Source organism: Halioxenophilus aromaticivorans (assembly GCF_042850945.1).
Classification (GTDB): Bacteria; Pseudomonadota; Gammaproteobacteria; order Pseudomonadales; family Cellvibrionaceae; genus Halioxenophilus; species Halioxenophilus aromaticivorans.
Genome location: NZ_AP031496.1, coordinates 1095457 through 1115497, shown reverse-complemented (window position 1 = coordinate 1115497; position 20041 = coordinate 1095457). Strand labels below are relative to the sequence as shown.

Sequence of the window (20041 nt, the reverse complement as noted above, 5' to 3'; positions counted from 1 at the left end):
GATATAAGCTCTAGCCGTAACACCGCTCCAGCACGGCGATGGCTTGATTGTATTTTACCGCTTGGTCGTGGCTGCCGCCGCGGTCTGGGTGGCACTCGCTAAGGCATTGACGGTAGCGTTTTTTGATGTCTGGCCAGCTCACCGGTTGCGCCAATCCTAGGGTTTCTAGAGCCTCGGTCTGTTCCGAGCTGGCCAGCATCCTACACCAAAACCCATCCAATAACGCCTCCACCTGATCTCGGCTGGTGGCGCATAAATTTTCGGTATTGAGGTAGTATTCCCGCAGGCTGTCCGGTACTGCCATCATATTTTCACCGCAACCCACCGCCGGCAGCCATTGGATGTTGAGCACATCTATCAACAGAGTTCCTTGGTTGTCACGGTGCAAACCTTCGCGCAGCAAGTATAGCGAATGGAACAAGCAAAAATGCTGTTGAAACAATACTAAGCTGTCTCGCAGATTGGGCAAACCTTGCGCCGAATTCTGCTCGTAAACGAGGGTCAGCAACTGATACTCAGACAGCCCTTTGGGGTGGCGCTTAATAATGGACAACAACTGCGAGGTGTTCGTAACTGAAATGGCTTCGCTCATTTTTCGGTCTGATCGTAATGGTTTATTGATACGCTACTGCAATGGCAACGATTTACACCTGCGTCTTCCTAACTATAGATCACCGCTCTACTAAGGCAAGACTGTGAGCGGGTTGAAAATGCCAATAACCGGTTAACTTTCCTCAAAATGAATAGGCAATTAATGCCCAGGCTCTTTTGCCCAGATTGAGCGAGTTTTTGTTGATTTTATGGCGCAGGTCTAAGCTTGAAAATTTAGTCATAGACGACAATTCCCACTCTCACTTATTGTAATTTTTCTTATATTCAGCAGTGAGAAATTACCATGGCAGTCAAACCTTTGTTTTCAGTAGTTTTATGCGCCGGTTTAGCTTTGGCCATCAACAGCGCCCACGCCGGTAGCGACAGTGGCGTCTACATAGGTGGCGCCATTGCCTCGGCCAGTATCGATTACTCCGACTCCGACCCCAATTTGGACGACGTAAACTTTGAAGACGATGACACCGGATACAAAGTCTACGCCGGTTATAACTTTGGCCTGTTACCACTGATCGATGTCGCCGTTGAGTTTTCTTATCTCGACCTGGGCACCTTGGAAGACAGCTTCGCCAACTCCCCGGTCAAGTTAGATACCACCGCTTTAAGCGCGGCTGCTCTGGGTGGACTGAATTTCGGGCCATTGGGGCTGTTTGGTAAGGTGGGTGTGGTCAATTGGGATACCGATGTGGAAGCCTTCGAATTTGACGATTCCGCCTCTGGCACCGACCCGTACTACGGCGTGGGCGCTAAGATTCAACTGGCATCGCTGGCGGTTCGCGCCGAGTACGAGGTTTTTGAACTCGACGATGCCGACATCGATTACTTTTCTCTAGGCGCCAGCATTACATTCTAAAACGATCCCAATCTCCTCGCCTGCATGGGGCCACATTTACCTGTGTCCCCATCGCCTTTATTATTGTCTGATATCTGCACCGGTCGGTCGTGCCATGCAATCCCGGCCATTGTGCCCGGTGGAAATAAAACACAATGATTCCTCACGCCTGTAGCCAGCCTCCCCGGCTATCTTTAAGCGCCAGTCTATCTTAAACTTTGCGCAACTTTGATTCCGATTTGATAGCCTTGTTATGCATAACGTGATCCACACATTTTCAATTGCAGCACACCGACGGAGCCTATTGGCGGTCTTGTTTACGGTGCCCTTCTTATTGCAGGCTTGCCAAACCCAACAGGCACAACCGCAAGCTCAAAGCCAACCCGAGCCAGCCGCGGCCCCGGCCCCGGCCAGTAAACCCGCCTCCGGCGTCACTTACAGCACATTCATCAACCCAGAGCTGAATATATTTTCCTACCTGGCTGAGGGTAATCAGAGTATGGCCTTGGAAGACCAGCTAGTGGCGCCTTGGTCGATGATGATCCCGGTGGTATCCCCGGAGGACGGCCAACAGTACGTGGTCACCAATTGCTTACAGGCCTTGAGTACGGCACAACTTGGTATAGCACCGGAGAGCCCGGTGGCCTATCCGCAATTCCGCTATGGCGTAGTACAATGCATGGCCATTCAGTTGGCCCACAATATGGAGCAGGCCGAATACAGTTATTTGGGTGACCCCATCATCGACGGCAGTTTTCTACAGCAAATGCCCGCCTCATCCGCGTTTGTGGTAACAGAGCAAGATGCCCTTCGCGCCCGCAGTAGCCAAGGTAGCGCGGCGGAAATCTCACCGGTGGTGCATTATCAGCCCCAAGGGGACTACAGCGCCGTGTTTGACCTCGGCTTTGGCTCACAGACCGTTACCGTACTGGCCCGGGGTGATGTCAATTTAGATGGCACGGAAGACGCCCTATTGCAGGTGACCAACACCGAATACAACGGCACCTACCGGTTATCGTTTTTGTTTGTGGTAACCAAACTCGCTGCCAATGAACCACTGCAATTGATCGGTGGTTATTAAACAGTGTTATTTTTTACCGCTCTCGCCACTTAAATATTCCAGCGCCCGCTGGGTCATGTCTTTGCTGTAGGCATTCACTTTTTTATGGCTGGGCATCCAACCCAATAAAAACCGTTGAAAATCCGCCCAGGCCACGGCGTACAAGCAACGCCATTCGTCTTCCAAGGCGTTCATATCGATGTCCTCGGCCGCTCGTTGCTCGGCAGCGACGGTGGCGCGCAACTGCTGAAAATAAACCGCCAGGCATTGGTCTTGCCACTGGGCACATTCTCGCTCAGTTAGGCAGCTACCCATTAAATAGGCCATATCCTTGATGCCACAACCACCGCCCACGTACTGAAAATCCACCGCGACCACGGCATCGGCCTGGGCGGAGAAACAAAAATTGGCCACCTTGGCATCGCCGTGAACCAGGGTTTGATACTGAGCATTATTGAGCGCGTCATCGATTTTATCAGCGGCCGACTTCAACGGGCCATCCGCCATTGCCCGGTATTCGTCCGGCCGGGTGGCCAAATGCCAGTAACTGCCCACCGACCACAATCCAACCGGCGAACGTTGCAAAAAACGGCCATGAAAGTCCGCCAGCCAGCGCAAACACACCTGCACCTGGGCCAAGGTTAAATGGCTTTTGCGTAAGGCAAAGCCACTGTTGTCTAAATCCTCTAGCACAATCACCGTCAGCGCTTGGTTACTGAGCACACCGTAGCAATGCGCTACACGCGGGCCTGAGCCACACTCACCTGCCCATCGGCGATACCACTCCACCTCCACTTGATAGGATTTTAACTTCCGCTGATGGCTGGTGTCGGTATTCCACCCCCTAGGGTGCTCGGCCACGGGCTGGGTTTGAATACATTTAACAACCACCGATGGCACCGAGCCGCCCTGCAATTGCAGGCGCAGAATCTCGCCATAGCCACTCCACAGGCTCTGTAGCGATTCTTCGCCGCAGATCTCCGTGGCACCGGTAGTGGTTTTAATGAATTGGATAAGATCGGTATTCATAACTCGGGGCAATGACAAGCGCTAAAAGTGATTGGATATTAACACAGAGGCTGGCGCAGATTGCCAACCTGGGTTGTTGCCGTTTGTTCTTGGCGCCTGTTCTTAGCGTTTAACTCCTACCACTGAGCGAGCGCTGGTCGCCTGCCCCCGGCCCTATGGGTTTGAACTTAACCCATACATCTCCCGTGGCAACATCAAAAATAATTCTACGGTAGCCAAATTCACCCACATGGGCCACGGCGATATCGACACTCAGTTCGGTTAATAACGTAAACGCCGCAAGCGTATTTTTTTCGCCCACCGGTAAACGCTCCACCATACCGATATCAACGCTGGGATATTTTTCGTACATATTGCCACCGCCAAAAATCTTGGCTTCGTACTCGGTGATGTCCGTATTATTACGCCGAACAGAGCGCAAAAATAAAGCGATACAATCCTCAGCGTAGCGGGGGTCGAGTTTTCGCGGCTGAGCCGCAATGGTGCCAATGCCATTACCAATACCCGTGCCATTGGATGTACGTTCCGGTAAAGCGAAATGGCACATGCCGCCAATTTTGAGCTCGGGGTGCCACAGCGTAATGGAGATGCACGAGCCCAACAGCGTGTGCACATGGGTGCCGGCGGAGGTAAAACAATATTCGCCCGCGTGCAGCACAACTTTGCGTTCTGCTTGTTTCACGGCAGGCGCTCCCCAACTCTATAACAAGGGTCATTGGTGGAATAATTAAACATCACCCGCCGCCCCCAACATGGCTTGGGCGATGGTCTCCAAAGGCAACTCCACACCCGAGCCACCCTGTTTGCGCGCAGCTTTTGGCATACCGTAAACCACACTGGAGGCTTCATCTTGGTTACAGGTCCACGCTCCGTGGCTACGCAACTCCAGCAAACCCTGGGCACCATCGTCACCCATGCCCGTAAGCACGGCGGCAACCGCTTTGGGGCCGGCACAGTAAGCCGCGGAGCGAAACAAAACATCCACCGCCGGACGATGGCGAGCCACCAAAGGTCCGTGGACGATTTCAACAAAATAGCCCCGCCCATCTCTGCGTAACAACATGTGGCTATTGCCGGGGGCGATTAACGCCAGCCCCGCGCACACACGTTGGCCGTGGTAGGCCTGTTGCACAGTAATACCGCAGCATTCGTTTAAGCGACGGGCGAACATTGCCGTGAACCCCCGGGGCATATGTTGAACAATACAAATGCCAGGGCAGTGACTGGGCATTTGTGCAAGTATTAAATCCAGCGCCTGGGTACCGCCGGTGGAAGCGCCCAATAACAGCACCGGCTCTTCGGCCGGTGGCAACTGAAGTTTCTTGACCGGGGCAATAACGGCATCGGCATTTTGTTTTGGTTGCGATACCACAGACACCGCAGACCGACATTTAAGCCGAACCGCTGCGGCCGCCTTAACTGAATTACAAATCAAACGAGCCGATTGCTGAAAAAATACTTTACCACCAATAACTGGGCGCTTTATGACTTCAATGGCCCCCGCCTGAATCGCCCTCGCCACCATGGGGGATTCCGATTCATCCAAGGCCGTGCAGACAATAATGGGAATGGGGTGCTGCTGCATAACCTTTTCTATAAAAGTGACGCCATCCATTTTAGCCATCACCAAACCCGTAATAATCACATGGGGCGTAAGTTGCTTTATTTTTTCCACGGCAAGGTATGGGTTGGACGCTATACCGCACTGGCTAAGCTGAGGGTCTGCAGCCACCACGTCAACTAAGCTTTGCCGAACCACCGCAGAATCATGCACCACTAACACTCGAATCCTAGCCACGGTATTATTGGCGCTTGCGGTAAACTGCCGGCTGCAATCGGCTTAGCGATTTCCCGACATCGACAATGGATTCTGAATGGCCGACGAATAAAAGACCACCGGGTTTTAAACAGCTCGCCAATTTGGCCACTATTTTGGCACGATCTTCATGGCTAAAATAAATCATGACATTGCGGCAAAATATAACGTCGTAGTGAGCCGTCCAAGCCGAGTAATTGCCACGCAACAAATTAAAATTAAAAAACCGCACGTGCCGCGTCACCTCCGGCGCCATGCGAACACGATCAACTTCGCCGCCCTTAGAGCGCAGCAGATATTTTTTTCTTAGCGCCAGGGGAATCTGCTCAGCTTCTTGGTGCTTGTAGGTGGCTCTGGCGGCGTGCTCTAAGCAGCGGGAGGAAATATCGCTGGCAGCGATGGAAAAGTGAAAATCGGAATTACCCTGTTGCAGCTCCATTAATTCAAAAGCTAGGGTATAGGCTTCTTGCCCGGTGGAACAACCGGCGCTCCACACCGCCAATTCAGAATCACCGTAACCGTCGCTGTGTGTTATAACATCATCAACGCTTTGCATGCCTTGCTCTACGTACTGCCGCAACAGCGTAAAATGATTGGCTTCTCGGTAAAACTGGGTTTTATTGGTGGTTAGGGCATCGAACAAATGACCTCGCTCGTTATTTTGAGCGCTATTATCCAAAGCATAATTCACGTAGTGTTTTATGGAAGGTAAACCCAGGGCACGCTGGCGCTTGCGCAGCCTTACTTCCACCAATTGGTGCTTGGACTCCGGCAATTGGATACCGGTCTCACGAGTAACGAAATCCGCAATGCGACGGCGATCCGCCACCGACAGTTGATCCGAGCCATTCCGGTACGGCCCTGGCTTCGCGGTCATTTTAGCGGCTTTAAATCAATAGCGTGCATGGCAAATATCGCTGCGAGTTACCCCCTCTAGGATTCACTGGGAATGGACTCCAGTACTTCCGACAATTCTTCCTCGCCCAGCACCCTAGGCAAGTTTAAAATAATAATAAAATCACCGTTATAGGCCCCCATGCCACTGATAAACTGCGTGTCGATTCTACTGCCGATTTTGGGTGGGGCGCTGATGGCGTCGTAGGGTAGCTCAAGCACTTCTTTCACTGCATCGGCCAAAATGCCCAGGGGCGTTTTTTCACCGTCTAGGCAGACATCAACAATAACAATACAGGTATTCACCGAAACATCGGTTACCGTCATATTAAATTGCCGGCGCAAATCCAACACCGGCACCACTTGGCCACGCAGGTTAATCACACCGAGGAGTGCATCCGGGGTTTTCGGTACCGAGGTGATTTTGCGATACTCCAGTACTTCTTGTATCTGTGATATATCGGTGCCATAAACCTCTTGATCTAACATAAAGGTCAGCAATTGCGCGGTGCCGGCGGCCGCAGCGGGCTCTTGGCCGGTGCCTACAGATTGAGATGACTGCATGGTGGGGTCCTTTAGTAGCGCACAAACTCAGTGGAGTCGTCATCTAAATTTATGTCGACACCACGCTCATCGTCATCACCAGCCATATTAGTCGCGCTGGCAGACTGCCCTTTGGCAGTATCCGAGCCACCGGAATTATGATTACCTCCGCGTTTGGATGTGTGTTGTTTACCCTTTGCTTGATCGTTGACTTTGAAAAAGCTCACCGTGGTTTGCAATTGCTCTGCCTGCGCGGACAGCTCTTCCGCTGTGGATGACATTTCCTCCGCCGAGGCCGCCGACTGCTGTACCACTTGATCCAACTGCTGCAGGGCTTTATTGATTTCTGTAGCACCAGCATCCTGCTCCCGGGCGGAAGCGCTAATCTCTTGCACCAGTTCCGACGTTTTTTGAATATCGGGCAATAGCTTAGCCAGCATGCTGCCGGCCTGCTCGGAAACCTCTAAGCTACGTTTGGCTTGGGTGACAATTTCTCCGGCCGCAAATTGACTTCGCTCGGCCAATTTACGCACCTCTGCGGCGACCACAGTAAAGCCCTTACCGTGCTCACCTGCGCGCGCGGCTTCGATGGCGGCATTTAAGGCCAGTAAGTTTGTTTGCCGAGAGATCTCTTCGATAATGCCAATTTTATCAGCGATATCTTTCATGGCCGCCACTGCTTCATCCACTGCCTGGCCGGTAACTTCGGCATTATTGGCGGCGAACTGGGCGATTTTTTCGGTTTGCTCGGCGTTTTCTGCGCTGTGCGCAATGTTGCTGGCCATCTCCTCCATGGAAGAGGATATCTCCTCCAAAGATGCAGCTTGCTCCGTGGCGCCTTGGGCAATTTGCCGACCGGTAACACTGGTCTGAGCACTGCCCATAGAAACGCTGTTGGCGGCCTCAACAATTTCAGCAACGATGCCTTTCAGGTTGGTGTTCATATTACGCAGCACGCCGTAGACATCGGAGTTACTGGCACCGGCATCGAATTCTCCAGTAAGATCACCCCGCCCTATGCGAGCAGTAATACGCCCAATAACGCCAATCCTAATAACCAAAAGATAAGCACAGGCGGCGATAAGCAAAACCGCCACACCAAAAGACAACAGCAAGCGACTTTTGGTCTCGCTGTAGATTGCCGAAGAGTCCACCGCGGTGCTGTCCATACGGGCTTCGTTGTATTGTACAATATTTTGAAGCAACGCTTCGGCTCGCTCCAGCAACCGCTTGCTTTCATCTCGCGACAGGCCAAACGCTACACCGTTAGTGTTTTCTAACCTAGCTGTACGAATTTTCTCATTGAGTTCAATATAGGTTGCCAGGGTAATGCGCAAGGCTTCGGTGCGCTCCTGAGACTGCCCGTTTAGCTGGCCTACCAATTGATTAACCGTGGCAGTAAGGCTTAAAAGGTCGGACTGAATAACTTTGTTGTAACGCTCCACTTCGTCTATGGTAATCGCCAATAAAATATTCTTTTCGTTTTGTTGAACACGACTAAAACCACTTTCAATATTGGCAATGATATCCAGGCTACCAACCAGGTTACGCACGCCGGCAACACTACTGCTTTTACTGATGTCGGCGTTGATGGTGGTGCGTAGTTCATCTAATAGGCTTCTAAGCTCTTCTGCTACGGGGTTAGCTTCCAGCCGGCTGATGGTCTGCGCCCGCGTGTTGGAATCCAAAGCGGTAAGCCGTTGTATTTCTTCATCCACCTCCAAGTACTCTTGCCACACACGGGTGAATTGATCCAGTTCGGCTTTATTTTCGGGGTCTATTCTCTGACGAAGATCCGCTGTTTTGTCCGTGAGCTGTTGTTTAGTGGTTTCGATTTGTTGCGCGTACTGCTCACGTTCGCCTCCTTCTTTAGCCAAAAGAATGTCCAACTCAGCACGGGAAATATAGAGCAAATCCTGCCGTATTCTAGCCGCCAACTGGGCGCGCTGCACCGAGCCATCGACGATATCCGCCACGCGTGTGTTGATGTCAGCTAAGGACGCTAAACCGATGTAGTTGGTCAACGCCAACATGGCAAAAATGACAACAAAAGCGACACTCATTAGCGCTTTAAAGCCAAAACGATTCATTACAAAAGCTCCACGTCAATTCAAAGATATTGGCTGCACACGGTTCAGAGGAGCTTCTAACGCTTCTATCAATGCTACCGGGTCTAGAATCATCGCCACGCTGCCGTCGCCAAGAATAGTGGCACCACTAAAACCGATGATGCCCTCATACATTTTACCAAGACGTTTAATAACCGTCTGGTACTGCCCTACCACTTCATCCACCACAAAGCCGAACCGCTCTTGCTCAATACGCGTAATAACAATCTGCTCAATGGTGGGATTAACGCCGTCGACGTCAAACCACTCTCGCAGATGCATACAGGGAACCTGGGCCCCACGCAAGGTAACCAAACGTTGACAACGAGCGGAAGTACGGCTGCTTTTTTCGTATTCAATACACTCTTCCACCAACCCCAGCGGCAAGACATAATATTCATCGGCCACTTTCACCATTAACCCTTCAATGATGGCCAGAGTCATGGGTAGGCGAATGGTTAAGTGGGTGCCTTCGCCTTGGGTGGACACCAAATCAATTTTGCCACCCAACTCCTGTATGGATCGCTTTACCACATCCATACCAACACCTCGGCCAGAGATATCAGAAACCGTCGCCGCAGTGGAAAAGCCTGGCTCAAAAATGAGTTGGCAAATTTCGTTATCGGATAAAATATCTTGGGCCGTGACCAAGCCTTTGGAAAGGGCTTTGGCGTAAATACTATCGCGGTTCAGACCACGGCCGTCGTCGCGAATATGAATAATGACATTGGAATCGGAATGCTCTGCCACCAACTGAATCGTGCCGCACTCAGGCTTACCCAACTGCTCACGTTCAGCGGCGGTTTCGATTCCGTGATCAATACTGTTGCGGATTAAATGCACCAGAGGATCAGACAATTTGTCGATGACCATCTTATCCAGTTCGGTTTCTGCCCCTTTGGTGACCAACTGAATTTTCTTATCCAAATTATTAGATAAATCTCGCACCAGGCGCCGAAATCGACCAAAGGTGGTACCGATGGGCAGCATTCGAATACTGAAAGTTTGATCTCGCAATTCGGTGGATAGCAAATCCAGATCTTCGGATATTGAAACAATGGTCTCATCGTGATGCTGGTGTGAATACTGGCTCAGCCGGGCTTGCACAATCACCAGTTCACCCACTAAATTCATCAGTGCGTCCAAGCGCGCCGCCGGAACACGAACGGTGTCTTCTACTTTGTTGTGCTGTAGGGCCTGTTTTAGTTGCCGTGTGGCCTGCTGTTCTTTTAAAGCAGCGTTCACGTCCGACCCCTTAACCAACCCTTGCTCGCTGAGTGCTTTACCAAGACGTTGCTCATCGGAGAGATTGGCGTCGACCTGCTGCGGGGTAACCAGCCCGCGGCTAACCAATAACTCACCTAATTGATCGGATTCTTTTGACGTATCCTGTAAATCAATTTTTTCAATGCCGATGGACCAGTCGTCCTCCACGAACATAAAGGTCTCTTCGATATCCGATCGGCTTGCACAGCTGGTTACCACCACATCCCACGCCAAATAACAATTCGATGACTCAAATTGTTCCAACGGCGGTATGGCTTCCGTTTTAGTGGTAACGGAACATTCACCTAAGGCGCTTAGTTCTCGTAAAATAGGTACTACGTCGAAACCATCTGTGAAGGTTGTTTGATTGGGTTTAAAGCGCACGCGGTAAATAGCAGGGCCTTCTCCTGCCGCCTGCGAAGACGCCTCTACTTCGACTTGTTGTTCGTCTAAGTTGGGCACCAACCGCCGCAGGCGCGACAACAATGCCTGGGCCAATAGATTTTGATCAACCGTAAATGCCGGCTCGGCAATCATCGATTTAATGGCATCCACAGCCTCCAACATAAGGCTGATAAACTCGGATGACAGGACCAGGCCACCTTCGCGCAGTTGATCTAACGCCGATTCCAGATAGTGGGTAAATTGAGACAGATCGTGATAACCAAACATCCCACCAGCACCCTTAATGGTGTGCATAGCGCGGAAAGCCTGGTCAACGTGGTGCAACGCTTCGGGTGATTCTTCGAGTTCAAGCAGAGATTCTTCCAGCGTGGCCAAATGCTCCCGCGCTTCGATTCGAAAAGTCTCAACCTGACCAATTAAATCATCCTTACTCATCGATACGGGGCTCTGTCATTAGATCAGCCATTTGGAACAAAGCCAGCACTGCTGAGACACTAGCGCAGGCGTTGGTGAGCGAAACCGACCATTGGCGTTGCTTGGCATGGGCCTGAATGGCTAGCAACAGCTGGACGCCGGCACCGTCAATTTCTTGCGTAGCGGATAAATCTAACTGCAAGGCCCTGGAGTCCTCCTCGGCCAACACCTGATCAAGCACAGACTGTGCAGTATAAATGGTTAACTCGCTGGGCATTTGCAGCGCAATCATGGTGTAAACCGGTACAATGAGGCCAAGGAAAGCCTTAGGTTAATTTATTGATAGCCATTAATAATTTTTTCGGCTGAAAAGGTTTTACCAACCAAGCTTTCACACCGGCCTCGGCGCCCTTTTTTTTCATATCCGAACTGGATTCCGTGGTCAGCATCAGTATTGGCGTGTACTGATATTCTTCGATGGCCTTTGCCGCCTTCACAAAACTGATACCGTCTAACTCTGGCATATTAATATCGGAAATTATGATGTGTAACTTCCGGCCGTCCAGCAAATCCAAAGCTTGTTTACCATCGGCTGCTTCATAAACTTCAAATCCGGCGTTCTTCATTACCAACGAAACAACCTGCCGAACAGAAATAGAATCATCAACCACTAACGCTGCTTTTGTCATCGTCATACCTAACGTTTTAAGAGCCCACAAAACGGGGGGTTTATGAATTGACTTTTATCCGAAACAACACCGCGGTGTTGCTCGCTGTTAGTTAAATGAAGCTTTATCATCTTCTACTGGCTCGGTTCTTAGTCATCGGTTACGTAGCTAACGTTTACGCACCCAACCATTAAAGAACTCCAAATTAGACATCAAATTCAATGTCTTCCGATTTAGGAACCAATTTATCGGCGATGATGCGCAAACCATCGGATACGTTTTTCATCTCGTCATCCAAGCCGATGCCTTCTGAATAATTCGCCAAAATCCTCTCGGCGTATTGGCTAATGGTTCCCATCAGCTCGGACTCTTGGGCTTCGCTTAAACCAAAATCATTGAACGTTTTTTGGATCTCACCGGACAACGCATCCAATAATTGAACGCTGCCCTTTTTGCAGGCGGTTTGCTGGATTTGCACGCGGTCTAGGGAGTTGTTAAAGTCCACAAGCAACGCGCTCACATCTTCCGAAAGATTTATGGCTTTGAGCTGATTACTGGCCGACTCAACAATAATGGCAAGGTGATCTCGCAATCTACCGCACCGCTCTTCATCTTCCATGGGTAGGTTTTTAATCATGGCCACCACCCCTGGGTAGTTGGCAATGAGCTTGCTGCCACTTTGGTAGAGCCGGCTGACATTTTGCGATTTTTGTAAAATCTCTAGCTCCAGCGGCGTCATTAAATCGTCCGAGCTCATATACTCGGCTTTACCGGACATCATCAAACGCAGCGATGCCTCTAAACCGTAGGCTTCTACCGCATCAATCAATAAACTGCCCAGGCCAGATACCGTCGTCGCTTGGCCGCACTGGCGGATAAAATCAATAACAGCGGCCTGCTCACCGGCGTCAATAATGGCGCTCATGGCCATGTCTCGCGCGCTTTGGGCTTCTTCCCTAGCGCTACTCACATCTTCCATGGCGTGGCTGCGTTTTTGAATTTGTACCGCCAATACCTGTAATTTGCTCATCAGCTCACGCGGCTGAATGGGCTTACTGAGGTAATCACTAGCGCCAACCTCGTAGCCTTTCATAATTTCTTCTACCGAGTCGTTGCCACTGATAAATACAACCTCGGAGTTCACCGTTGCCGGGTCTTCTTTCAACATCCGGCAGGTTTCGTAGCCATCAACACCGGTCATATTGACGTCGAGCAATATCACGTTGGGGTCGAAGCCTAAATTCACCAGCGCCATTGCCTCGGTGCCGGACATCGCCGCCGTCACTTCGTATTCACCGGACAATAACTCCACCAAAATCTCTACTTCGGTTGGAGAGTCATCCACTATTAAAATCTTAATATCGCTGCCACTCATATGCTTTATATTCGGTATTAGGTGCCAAAGACTCGCGGATTTTGTCGTCGCCAGAAGATTACAGCGACAGTACAACTCACTTAAAAATTAGCACAAGATTTTAGAATTTAAAGTGGCCAGGAAAGCGGCGGATACCAGCAAAACACCTATATGGATGCCTTGCTACTTTGGATTGATAATTGGAAGCGATTACTTATTGCAATTCAAAAGAAGACCAGGATTTTATAAGACAAAAAAGTCTTCCCACGCACAATTTATAGCGGAAAACGATCGGTTTAATAACGATACGGTTATAACAGCCAAAAGAATATTGACAAAATAAGCCTTGCGCTCGCGCTTCGTAAGAATTGTTGTGGCCCAGTTTTTTCTATTGTTTTTTAGCAAATAAAAAAATTAAGTGTCTGACCCCTGTACGGATCAGACCACGTCAAATTTTGCCCTGCGTCTGTTTGCGCCAACCATTTTGCCGATCGCAGATTAACGTTCTGGCACCAAATAAGCCTCTGCCCTACACGCCAAGTAGCGATTGCACATAGCCTCTACGGACTCGGCACAGGCCATTACCACCAAGCCATTGCCGCCCATTTTTTGAGTTTGAATTTTTAGTTTATTTACCACCGACCTTCGGTTGGGCTTGGTATCGCTGGCCCGTTGCTGACAATCAGAGGCCTCCACATAGCCCAATACAGAGGCATCGTACTGGGCGATTTCAGTGGGCGCGTACTCCTTAACCAGCAGCGCAGATGTTTGGCCCGCCAAGACGTTGCTAGCGTTGGTTTGCACTGAAAAGCGGCCACAGCCAACGCTGAGCAACGCCACCAACACCAGAAGTAATCTCATTATCATCTTTTTGTCGCTCTGCTTTGTTTTCGATCTGCTTTCACCGCCGATTACGTACCCTGAGGCCAGCATCCCTATGGTGAATAGCTAGAGCCCCGCAAACAGTGGTGTCGATGATTAGATAATGACGATCTTGATAGTTCATTCCACAAAGCTGTGCACCAAAACATCCAGGGACAGTTCGCTCTTTGGGATATCGCCTTAAAACGGTTATCCTGGCTGGGAATGTATTGCAGAAGACACCGATGGACCCGATTTCTCAAGGCGCATTAGGCGCCAGCTTATCCCAGGCGGCTGCGCGCCGAGGTAAACAGGTTATCGCCGCCAGCTTGGTTGGCGCCATTGGCGGCATGGTGCCAGACCTAGACGTATTAATGCGCTCCTCCACAGACCCACTGCTGTTTCTTGAATATCACCGGCAATTCACCCACTCACTGATATTTATTCCCATCGGCGGCGTGTTGACTGGCCTGTTGCTATTCTTCGTATTCGGGCGAATATTGGGCCTAACCCTTAAGTCCACCGTGCTATTTACCACGCTTGGCTACGCCACCCACGCCCTATTGGACGCCTGCACCACCTACGGCACACAGTTGCTCTGGCCGTTCAGTAACGCCCGGGTCGCCTGGAACACGGTTTCCATAATCGACCCCTTATTTACGCTGCCACTTCTGGTGTGCATTACACTAGGCTTGGTTAAGAAGCGGCCCCTATACAGCCGGGTGGGATTGGCGTACGGGCTGTGCTATTTGCTGCTCGGCCTAGTACAGCGCGACCGCGCAGAAACCGTTGGCTGGCAATTAGCGCAATCCCGTGGCCATGCGCCAATTCGGCTAGAGGCCAAGCCATCGTTTGGCAACCTATTGCTATGGAAAATCGTCTACGAAACAGAAACCCATTTTTACATCGATGCCGTTCGGGTGCTCAACCAGAGCAAACTCTACCCCGGTGAGGCCGCGCGCAAGCTCGATTTGGCAGCGGATTTTCCCTGGCTCAAGCCAACCAGCCAGCAGTATCAGGATGTGCAACGCTTCGATTGGTTCTCCAACCACTACCTAGCCCTAGATCCCAAAACCCCCAACCGCATCATAGACACGCGCTATTCCATGGTGCCCAACGAAATCAGCCCACTTTGGGGTATAGAACTCAACCCCACCGCCACAGCGGAACAACACGTTGTGTACTACACCGCACGGGATACCGGGCCTGAGAAACAGCAGAAGTTCTGGCAAATGCTTACTGGTGAAGACTTGGATTAGACTCACCGCGACGCCCATAACCAGTGTGAGACTTTGGATTCGCAGAGTAGGCGGAACATACACCATATGAATGAAGACGGATGGGTGGCAACTTTTGAATAACTTTGTCGAGTTAACGGCGTCAATAGCTGCAACACGATCTAATAGAAATTCCAATCATAATTTTTTAAAGGCGGCATTAAACGCCTCTGAGAATGCTTTCAGAACTTCGACCGACGGAGTAGTAACTCCAGACTGATTACTTTCAAAGGACTGAGATTCCGACTGGAATGAAAAACGGAGAGCTATGATACTTATCGACAGCCCCACACTAGCAAAGATTACCATCATCAATAGGTAGTGCGTCATTATGCTTCTTTGACCATCATCTTTCATTGACTCGATGAGCTTATCGCCCAACTCAACACCAGCTACGTTTCCAATGGCCTTTTTAGCGACTATTTTCTTCGTTTCATCTCCACCAAGCATTATCACAATCGTTGAATCTTTCTTTGTTTCCGGAGGAGATTTTGACTGTTTCTTATAGAAATTAATCAGTGCCTCTTTGATTTCTATATTATTTTTTTCTATCTCTATCTGAGTTTCGAAAAAACCTTTAGCCAACCAGCCTAGGTAAAGTAAGAAAACAAAAAATACAAAGGCGATTATCCACGCGACAGTAAAAGACACCCATTTAAAAAGTCGGGCCTGATTTTTCGCTTTGTCAAAATCTTTAATTATCTTACTTTGCTCTTCCGTGGGGCCAGCACTAGATGATCTATCACTTTGTGAAACGGAAGAATTGCTATTTGAAACCGGCTGGTCTGTAGTTCCCCCGCTTTCAGAAGCCGAGTTAGTGCCATCGGAACCTCCCGAAAGATCATCGGAGTTATCATCACCCGGCATTATAGGGGTACCTTACTCCCGATCTGTCTATGGAAATGGACGTAATTAGGTCTAACTCTTGTAACTTGATTCTCATCGCAACTTTAGATACTCCAAATGCACTTGCGAGTTTTTCGACATCCCGGATACTTGAGTTGAGATAGGCAGACATGACAAGTTCACTAGGCATTAATAACTCTGCCGCAAACACATTTGCCTCACGTTCCTCGCGACTAGAAACGCTTGCCCTAAATTCATTGGGCGTATCTCTGAATTTCATGCCTTTCTTTACATGACCCAGAAGGTGATGCCCCAACTCATGCGCAACAGTGAACCTTTGCCGTAGTGGTGATTCACTCGCAGAGTACTTTATATACTTAACACCCCTGTCTAAATACGCCATGCCGCTACAGTTTGGTTCCCGATCAAACTCGCTCGTAAACGGATCTATGGGTTCCACTTCACACCCCATGTCTCTTGCGACCATAATGGGGTCAACGGGGAGAGATCCAGCATATTGACTGTAAACGTCCCTTGCCAATTTCTGCGCAACATTCATTTTGATTGCACCTAGTAGCCTTTGAGGTATCTATTCTTTAGGTATAGACACTAATCCTCGCTCTTCCATGCTGAGAGCGACAAAAATGTTACCAATTAATGTTTAAATTATCACCACTTGTGACACGTAAATTTTCTTAACTAATGACCAGTCGATCTGTAATGTCGAAAAACGTTAAGCAGAGCACTAAATATGCCGAAGTGAGTGCCCCAACAACCAACATCTTGCTCATTTCCACTAATATTGAGGCAAATGTTTTTGCCAGCGCCAAGACAATGAAACGTTAAGCAAACGACGCTCCAAGATGAGCAAAAAAACCGACTTTATTAGCTTGCCGTTTAAAACACACGGATAAACCTCATAAGTCGTGTTAAACAATCTGCCATTCAGAAGCTCAGCATAGTCAAAAAGTTGACAACCCATCTATAACCAAGCCTAACATCGAGCACTCTTTTGTGACATGTTGAGTCATAAACAGCGTAATTCAAGGCTTAAAACGTGCACTCTGCACGTTATAAGCGCTTTCGAAACACTACAAAGACCTTGAGAATTTCCGTCGGTGTTATCTTCTCATCAACTGTTTTATTGATAGTTATGCACTTCAAACGTATTAAGCCTTCTAGCTGGGAAAAGGAACCCCTCACAGAGGCTGCTTTCTAAAAGTTTGTTAAGAACGAAATGGATGAAAAACCTTGTTCCTAGCTAGTGTAAGCCGCCGCTGAATTTGGACTCTCGACCTTTAAACCATCCTGCCTAGTTATACAAGAAACGAATGCTAACGTACCTTATACGCCGCTTTCCTGAGCATCGACCAGGCCCTCTATACCTTTTCTTAGCTTTTCTTCGTCACAACCGGCCTCCGCTAAGTTTTCACGTAGCTTTAGCTGCGGTGAAGCGATCGCTCTAGATTTCGAGCAATTGTTCTTCGTCGGCGTAAATGAACTACGGCAACTTAGCAGACAAACACTTCCTTAATTATTTTGCTACGATGGCTTTGCCATCCGAGCTAATACATAGCTGACAAGGAGTGTACTCTCCTAAGAGTCAAGCACGTGACATAGCCGATAGCAACTTCAAGACTTATTATCGAATGTTTTACAGACCTCAGGCTCAAGCAGTTCAACATCCCTGCCTGGATCAGCAAAGTTACAGTGCGCTTTTACGAAGTCGTAGATGATGAAGTAACCCCTACATTCGTACATCCGGATCCTCGACCGATGTTCTTCTCGAATTCGTGCAGGTTATTACAGGTCCATACCTGGGCTATGTCTCGCCTGTTGTTGGCGACCACTTAAGTGGACCATTTATACGAAGTGGCGCAGTTCATGTAAAAATGGCTTTTTCGGTAATCTAGTAGGCTTCGAGGCGATTTGCGCCGGTTACGGTATCATTAGCATTGATCAGCGTGCAATAACTTGTGTTCGTGACCCACTTTCTTTCTACTGCGAATTGGTCAATGAATTCTCGCACAATGCCGGCGAATTCATTCGCAGCGCGGAGCACAATGTTTTTTCGTTAGGATTGATTCGGTTAATCCAGAACCGCGATGTTCCGGCTCAGCAGAAAGCATTGGCATCACTAAAGCCCTTTCGATCAGAATCAGAATGGAAATGTAGTGGAGACCAGGGAATGGCTTTAGAAAAATAGAAAACTATCGCTTAAGAGCGCAAGCCCACTGCGGGTGGAATGACGTGATTAATAGCACGAGATAAGCGTCATACCCCGATAACTGTGTAGAGCCCCGAATACTGATGCCTCCTTAGTTGGTGCCCACTAATTCGTCGGGAACGAATTAGCATTCGCAAAGCGAACCCGAAGGGCAAGGCACATGGATGTGCCGAGTGTGCGCGGGACGCAGTCCCGGCCTGGAAATAAAAAAAGGCCTTAGTTGGTGCCCAGGGCGGGACTTGAACCCGCACGGCCGAAGCCACTACCCCCTCAAGATAGCGTGTCTACCAATTCCACCACCTGGGCATATTCGGAGTATAAAAACTCAATTACTGCTTGTAACGTACGTGCCATTGATCCGACACGCTACGCTTGGTCGCTCCCGGCATCCTGCCTCCCGCGACACTAGCACATCCATGTGCGTCGTCTACCAATTCCACCACCTGGGCATATTTTGGGGTATAAAACGTTTTTCTATCGCTCGGTTTCTTCAACCGGTGCATCTTCCGCAGCAGGTACGTCAGCGGCTGGTACATCTTCTGCCGGTACGTCGCTGGCATCCATCGCTGGTACGTCGTCGGCGGATTCCGCCGGGGCCGTATCCAAGGTTGGAATATCGGATTCTTCCACTTGCTCAACGTTTTGCTCGATTGCAGCAGGGATATCGCTTACGCCGACGCTTTGCTTGGCCAACAGGGTTAAGCCGAAGGCCAACACAAAAAACACGGTGGCCAGGATGGCGGTGAGGCGAGAGAAAAAGTTGCCGCCGCCTGCGCTACCAAATACAGTGGCGGATGAGCCCGCACCAAAAGAAGCACCCGCTTCTGCGCCCTTGCCTTGCTGCATTAGAATTAAGCCAATAATGGCGAAAGACGTTAGCAGATATAAAATCATTGCAATGGTGTGTAATTCCATTGTTGCCTCAGTGTCGGCTTGCCGTTGGCAAACCTAATTAAACATTAAATTAAACCGCGCAGCGCTACTGTGCTGCGGCATTGCCAATGGCAATAAAGTCATCGACTTTTAACGATGCGCCGCCCACTAGGGCGCCGTCGATATCGGCCATACCGAACAGCTTTTCTGCGTTATCCGCTTTTACACTACCACCGTATAGGATACGGGTTTCGTCGCCTAAACTGCCCAACTGCTGGCGAATAAAGGCGTGCACCTCTTGGGCTTGCTCCGGTGTGGCGGTTAGGCCAGTACCGATAGCCCACACGGGCTCGTATGCGATAACCACACCAGCAAGAGCTTCGCTACCTACGAAATCGGTAACGGCACTCACCTGGCGCTTGATGACGTCCAAGGTTTCGTTGGACTCACGCTGGGCCAGGGTTTCACCCACGCAAACAATGGGGACTAAACCGGCTGCCAATAAGGCTTTGCACTTTTCTGCAACAGCCTGGTCGGTCTCCGCGTGATATTCACGCCGCTCGGAGTGGCCGATAATCGCAAACCGACAACCAAACTCTTGCAACATGGCCGCGGAGTGCTCACCGGTGTAGGCACCGCTGGCCTGGGCCGAGGCATCCTGTGCGCCCAGAGCGATAGTGCTGCCCGCCAACAATTGTTGCGCTTGGTTTAAGTAAGCCGCCGGTGGGCACACTGCCAGCTCTGCCGACTGCCCTTGCCATTGCTCGGTTAAACCAGCCAGCAACGCTTTGTTAGCGCTGATGCTGCCGTTCATTTTCCAGTTGCCAACCACCAAAGGTGTTCGCATGACTATTCCTTTTAAATCAGCTGGTTCCAGGGGGTGCAGCTAAAACGGGCGCCAATGGTATATGAGTTGCATTTCAGTTGCAATAAACCATCGGCGGCCCGGCCGCAAATTT

19 protein-coding genes and 1 tRNA gene are annotated in these 20041 nt (G+C 49.9%); 3 read left to right on the top strand and 17 right to left on the bottom strand.

Translation table 11 applies throughout. The annotated features are described in order from the left end of the window. Positions 1-10 precede the first annotated feature (10 nt). On the bottom strand, positions 11-592 hold the full coding sequence (locus ACGHM3_RS04900) for a DNA-J related domain-containing protein (protein WP_345427732.1): 582 nt from the start codon (positions 590-592) through the stop codon (positions 11-13). A gap of 303 nt (positions 593-895) precedes the next feature. Between ACGHM3_RS04900 and ACGHM3_RS04895 the strand changes: the two genes are divergently transcribed. Both ACGHM3_RS04895 and ACGHM3_RS04890 read left to right on the top strand, forming a co-directional pair. Then, positions 896-1462, top strand: coding sequence for a porin family protein (locus tag ACGHM3_RS04895; RefSeq protein ID WP_345427733.1), 567 nt, complete (start codon positions 896-898; stop codon positions 1460-1462). A gap of 283 nt (positions 1463-1745) precedes the next feature. Continuing rightward, entirely contained in the window at positions 1746-2522 is a 777-nt protein-coding gene (locus tag ACGHM3_RS04890; protein ID WP_345427734.1) for a hypothetical protein, read from the top strand. Between the two features lie 6 nt (positions 2523-2528). Here the strand turns inward: ACGHM3_RS04890 and ACGHM3_RS04885 are convergent, their stop codons facing one another. The 11 genes from ACGHM3_RS04885 to ACGHM3_RS04835 all read right to left on the bottom strand — a co-directional run bounded on the left by ACGHM3_RS04885 (position 2529) and on the right by ACGHM3_RS04835 (position 13859). Beyond that, positions 2529-3530, bottom strand: coding sequence for an oxidoreductase family protein (locus ACGHM3_RS04885; RefSeq protein ID WP_345427736.1), 1002 nt, complete (start codon positions 3528-3530; stop codon positions 2529-2531). A 109-nt stretch (positions 3531-3639) separates the two neighbouring features. After that, positions 3640-4212 (bottom strand): chemotaxis protein CheD, encoded by a 573-nt coding sequence (locus ACGHM3_RS04880; protein WP_345427737.1) that lies wholly within the window; start codon positions 4210-4212, stop codon positions 3640-3642. A gap of 45 nt (positions 4213-4257) precedes the next feature. Continuing rightward, positions 4258-5328: a chemotaxis-specific protein-glutamate methyltransferase CheB gene (cheB, locus tag ACGHM3_RS04875; RefSeq protein WP_345427738.1), complete on the bottom strand. Its 1071-nt coding sequence runs from the start codon at positions 5326-5328 to the stop codon at positions 4258-4260. A 4-nt stretch (positions 5329-5332) separates the two neighbouring features. After that, entirely contained in the window at positions 5333-6223 is an 891-nt protein-coding gene (locus ACGHM3_RS04870; RefSeq protein ID WP_345427739.1) for a CheR family methyltransferase, read from the bottom strand. 56 nt (positions 6224-6279) lie between these two features. Further along, the gene (locus ACGHM3_RS04865; protein WP_345427740.1) at positions 6280-6804 is read right to left on the bottom strand and encodes a chemotaxis protein CheW; all 525 of its coding nucleotides are present in this window, start codon (positions 6802-6804) and stop codon (positions 6280-6282) included. An 11-nt stretch (positions 6805-6815) separates the two neighbouring features. Continuing rightward, complete coding sequence (locus ACGHM3_RS04860) at positions 6816-8873, bottom strand: methyl-accepting chemotaxis protein (protein WP_345427742.1); 2058 nt, start codon at positions 8871-8873, stop codon at positions 6816-6818. Between the two features lie 15 nt (positions 8874-8888). Further along, a complete protein-coding gene (locus ACGHM3_RS04855) occupies positions 8889-10997 on the bottom strand; it encodes a chemotaxis protein CheA (RefSeq protein ID WP_345427743.1) in 2109 nt (702 codons plus the stop codon). Next, positions 10990-11268, bottom strand: a complete 279-nt coding sequence (locus ACGHM3_RS04850) for an STAS domain-containing protein (protein ID WP_345427744.1) — start codon at positions 11266-11268, stop codon at positions 10990-10992. The genes ACGHM3_RS04855 and ACGHM3_RS04850 overlap by 8 nt, the downstream gene beginning before the upstream one ends. Before the next feature lie 34 nt (positions 11269-11302). Further along, complete coding sequence (locus tag ACGHM3_RS04845; protein WP_390517770.1) at positions 11303-11671, bottom strand: response regulator; 369 nt, start codon at positions 11669-11671, stop codon at positions 11303-11305. Positions 11672-11849: 178 nt separating this feature from the next. Continuing rightward, positions 11850-12989: a response regulator gene (locus tag ACGHM3_RS04840; RefSeq protein WP_345427746.1), complete on the bottom strand. Its 1140-nt coding sequence runs from the start codon at positions 12987-12989 to the stop codon at positions 11850-11852. 507 nt (positions 12990-13496) lie between these two features. Next, positions 13497-13859 (bottom strand): hypothetical protein, encoded by a 363-nt coding sequence (locus ACGHM3_RS04835; protein WP_345427748.1) that lies wholly within the window; start codon positions 13857-13859, stop codon positions 13497-13499. Positions 13860-14104: 245 nt separating this feature from the next. Between ACGHM3_RS04835 and ACGHM3_RS04830 the strand changes: the two genes are divergently transcribed. After that, positions 14105-15118, top strand: a complete 1014-nt coding sequence (locus ACGHM3_RS04830; protein ID WP_345427749.1) for a metal-dependent hydrolase — start codon at positions 14105-14107, stop codon at positions 15116-15118. 156 nt (positions 15119-15274) lie between these two features. On the opposite strand, the gene ACGHM3_RS04825 is transcribed toward ACGHM3_RS04830, so the two are convergent. The 5 genes from ACGHM3_RS04825 to tpiA form a co-directional block, all read right to left on the bottom strand. Beyond that, on the bottom strand, positions 15275-16003 hold the full coding sequence (locus ACGHM3_RS04825; RefSeq protein WP_345427750.1) for a hypothetical protein: 729 nt from the start codon (positions 16001-16003) through the stop codon (positions 15275-15277). Then, positions 15993-16541: an ImmA/IrrE family metallo-endopeptidase gene (locus tag ACGHM3_RS04820; RefSeq protein WP_345427751.1), complete on the bottom strand. Its 549-nt coding sequence runs from the start codon at positions 16539-16541 to the stop codon at positions 15993-15995. Before ACGHM3_RS04820 ends, ACGHM3_RS04825 begins: the two co-directional genes overlap by 11 nt. Before the next feature lie 1889 nt (positions 16542-18430). Further along, positions 18431-18515: transfer RNA gene (locus ACGHM3_RS04815), tRNA-Leu, on the bottom strand. A 168-nt stretch (positions 18516-18683) separates the two neighbouring features. Next, a complete protein-coding gene (secG, locus tag ACGHM3_RS04810) occupies positions 18684-19124 on the bottom strand; it encodes a preprotein translocase subunit SecG (protein ID WP_345427752.1) in 441 nt (146 codons plus the stop codon). 64 nt (positions 19125-19188) lie between these two features. Beyond that, positions 19189-19929 carry a triose-phosphate isomerase gene (tpiA, locus tag ACGHM3_RS04805; RefSeq protein WP_345427753.1) on the bottom strand — a complete coding sequence of 247 codons (741 nt, stop codon included), beginning with the start codon at positions 19927-19929 and terminating at the stop codon, positions 19189-19191. Positions 19930-20041: the final 112 nt, after the last annotated feature.

Coding starts and splice junctions, on each gene's coding strand:
- ACGHM3_RS04855 (WP_345427743.1), bottom strand. CDS start 10,997: ATGAGTAAGGATGATTTAATTGGTCAGGTTGAGACTTTTCGAATCGAA.
- ACGHM3_RS04845 (WP_390517770.1), bottom strand. CDS start 11,671: ATGACGATGACAAAAGCAGCGTTAGTGGTTGATGATTCTATTTCTGTT.
- ACGHM3_RS04870 (WP_345427739.1), bottom strand. CDS start 6,223: ATGACCGCGAAGCCAGGGCCGTACCGGAATGGCTCGGATCAACTGTCG.
- ACGHM3_RS04885 (WP_345427736.1), bottom strand. CDS start 3,530: ATGAATACCGATCTTATCCAATTCATTAAAACCACTACCGGTGCCACG.
- ACGHM3_RS04835 (WP_345427748.1), bottom strand. CDS start 13,859: ATGAGATTACTTCTGGTGTTGGTGGCGTTGCTCAGCGTTGGCTGTGGC.
- ACGHM3_RS04825 (WP_345427750.1), bottom strand. CDS start 16,003: ATGCCGGGTGATGATAACTCCGATGATCTTTCGGGAGGTTCCGATGGC.
- ACGHM3_RS04900 (WP_345427732.1), bottom strand. CDS start 592: ATGAGCGAAGCCATTTCAGTTACGAACACCTCGCAGTTGTTGTCCATT.
- ACGHM3_RS04860 (WP_345427742.1), bottom strand. CDS start 8,873: ATGAATCGTTTTGGCTTTAAAGCGCTAATGAGTGTCGCTTTTGTTGTC.
- ACGHM3_RS04830 (WP_345427749.1), top strand. CDS start 14,105: ATGGACCCGATTTCTCAAGGCGCATTAGGCGCCAGCTTATCCCAGGCG.
- ACGHM3_RS04820 (WP_345427751.1), bottom strand. CDS start 16,541: ATGAATGTTGCGCAGAAATTGGCAAGGGACGTTTACAGTCAATATGCT.
- ACGHM3_RS04865 (WP_345427740.1), bottom strand. CDS start 6,804: ATGCAGTCATCTCAATCTGTAGGCACCGGCCAAGAGCCCGCTGCGGCC.
- ACGHM3_RS04850 (WP_345427744.1), bottom strand. CDS start 11,268: ATGATTGCGCTGCAAATGCCCAGCGAGTTAACCATTTATACTGCACAG.
- ACGHM3_RS04895 (WP_345427733.1), top strand. CDS start 896: ATGGCAGTCAAACCTTTGTTTTCAGTAGTTTTATGCGCCGGTTTAGCT.
- secG (WP_345427752.1), bottom strand. CDS start 19,124: ATGGAATTACACACCATTGCAATGATTTTATATCTGCTAACGTCTTTC.
- tpiA (WP_345427753.1), bottom strand. CDS start 19,929: ATGCGAACACCTTTGGTGGTTGGCAACTGGAAAATGAACGGCAGCATC.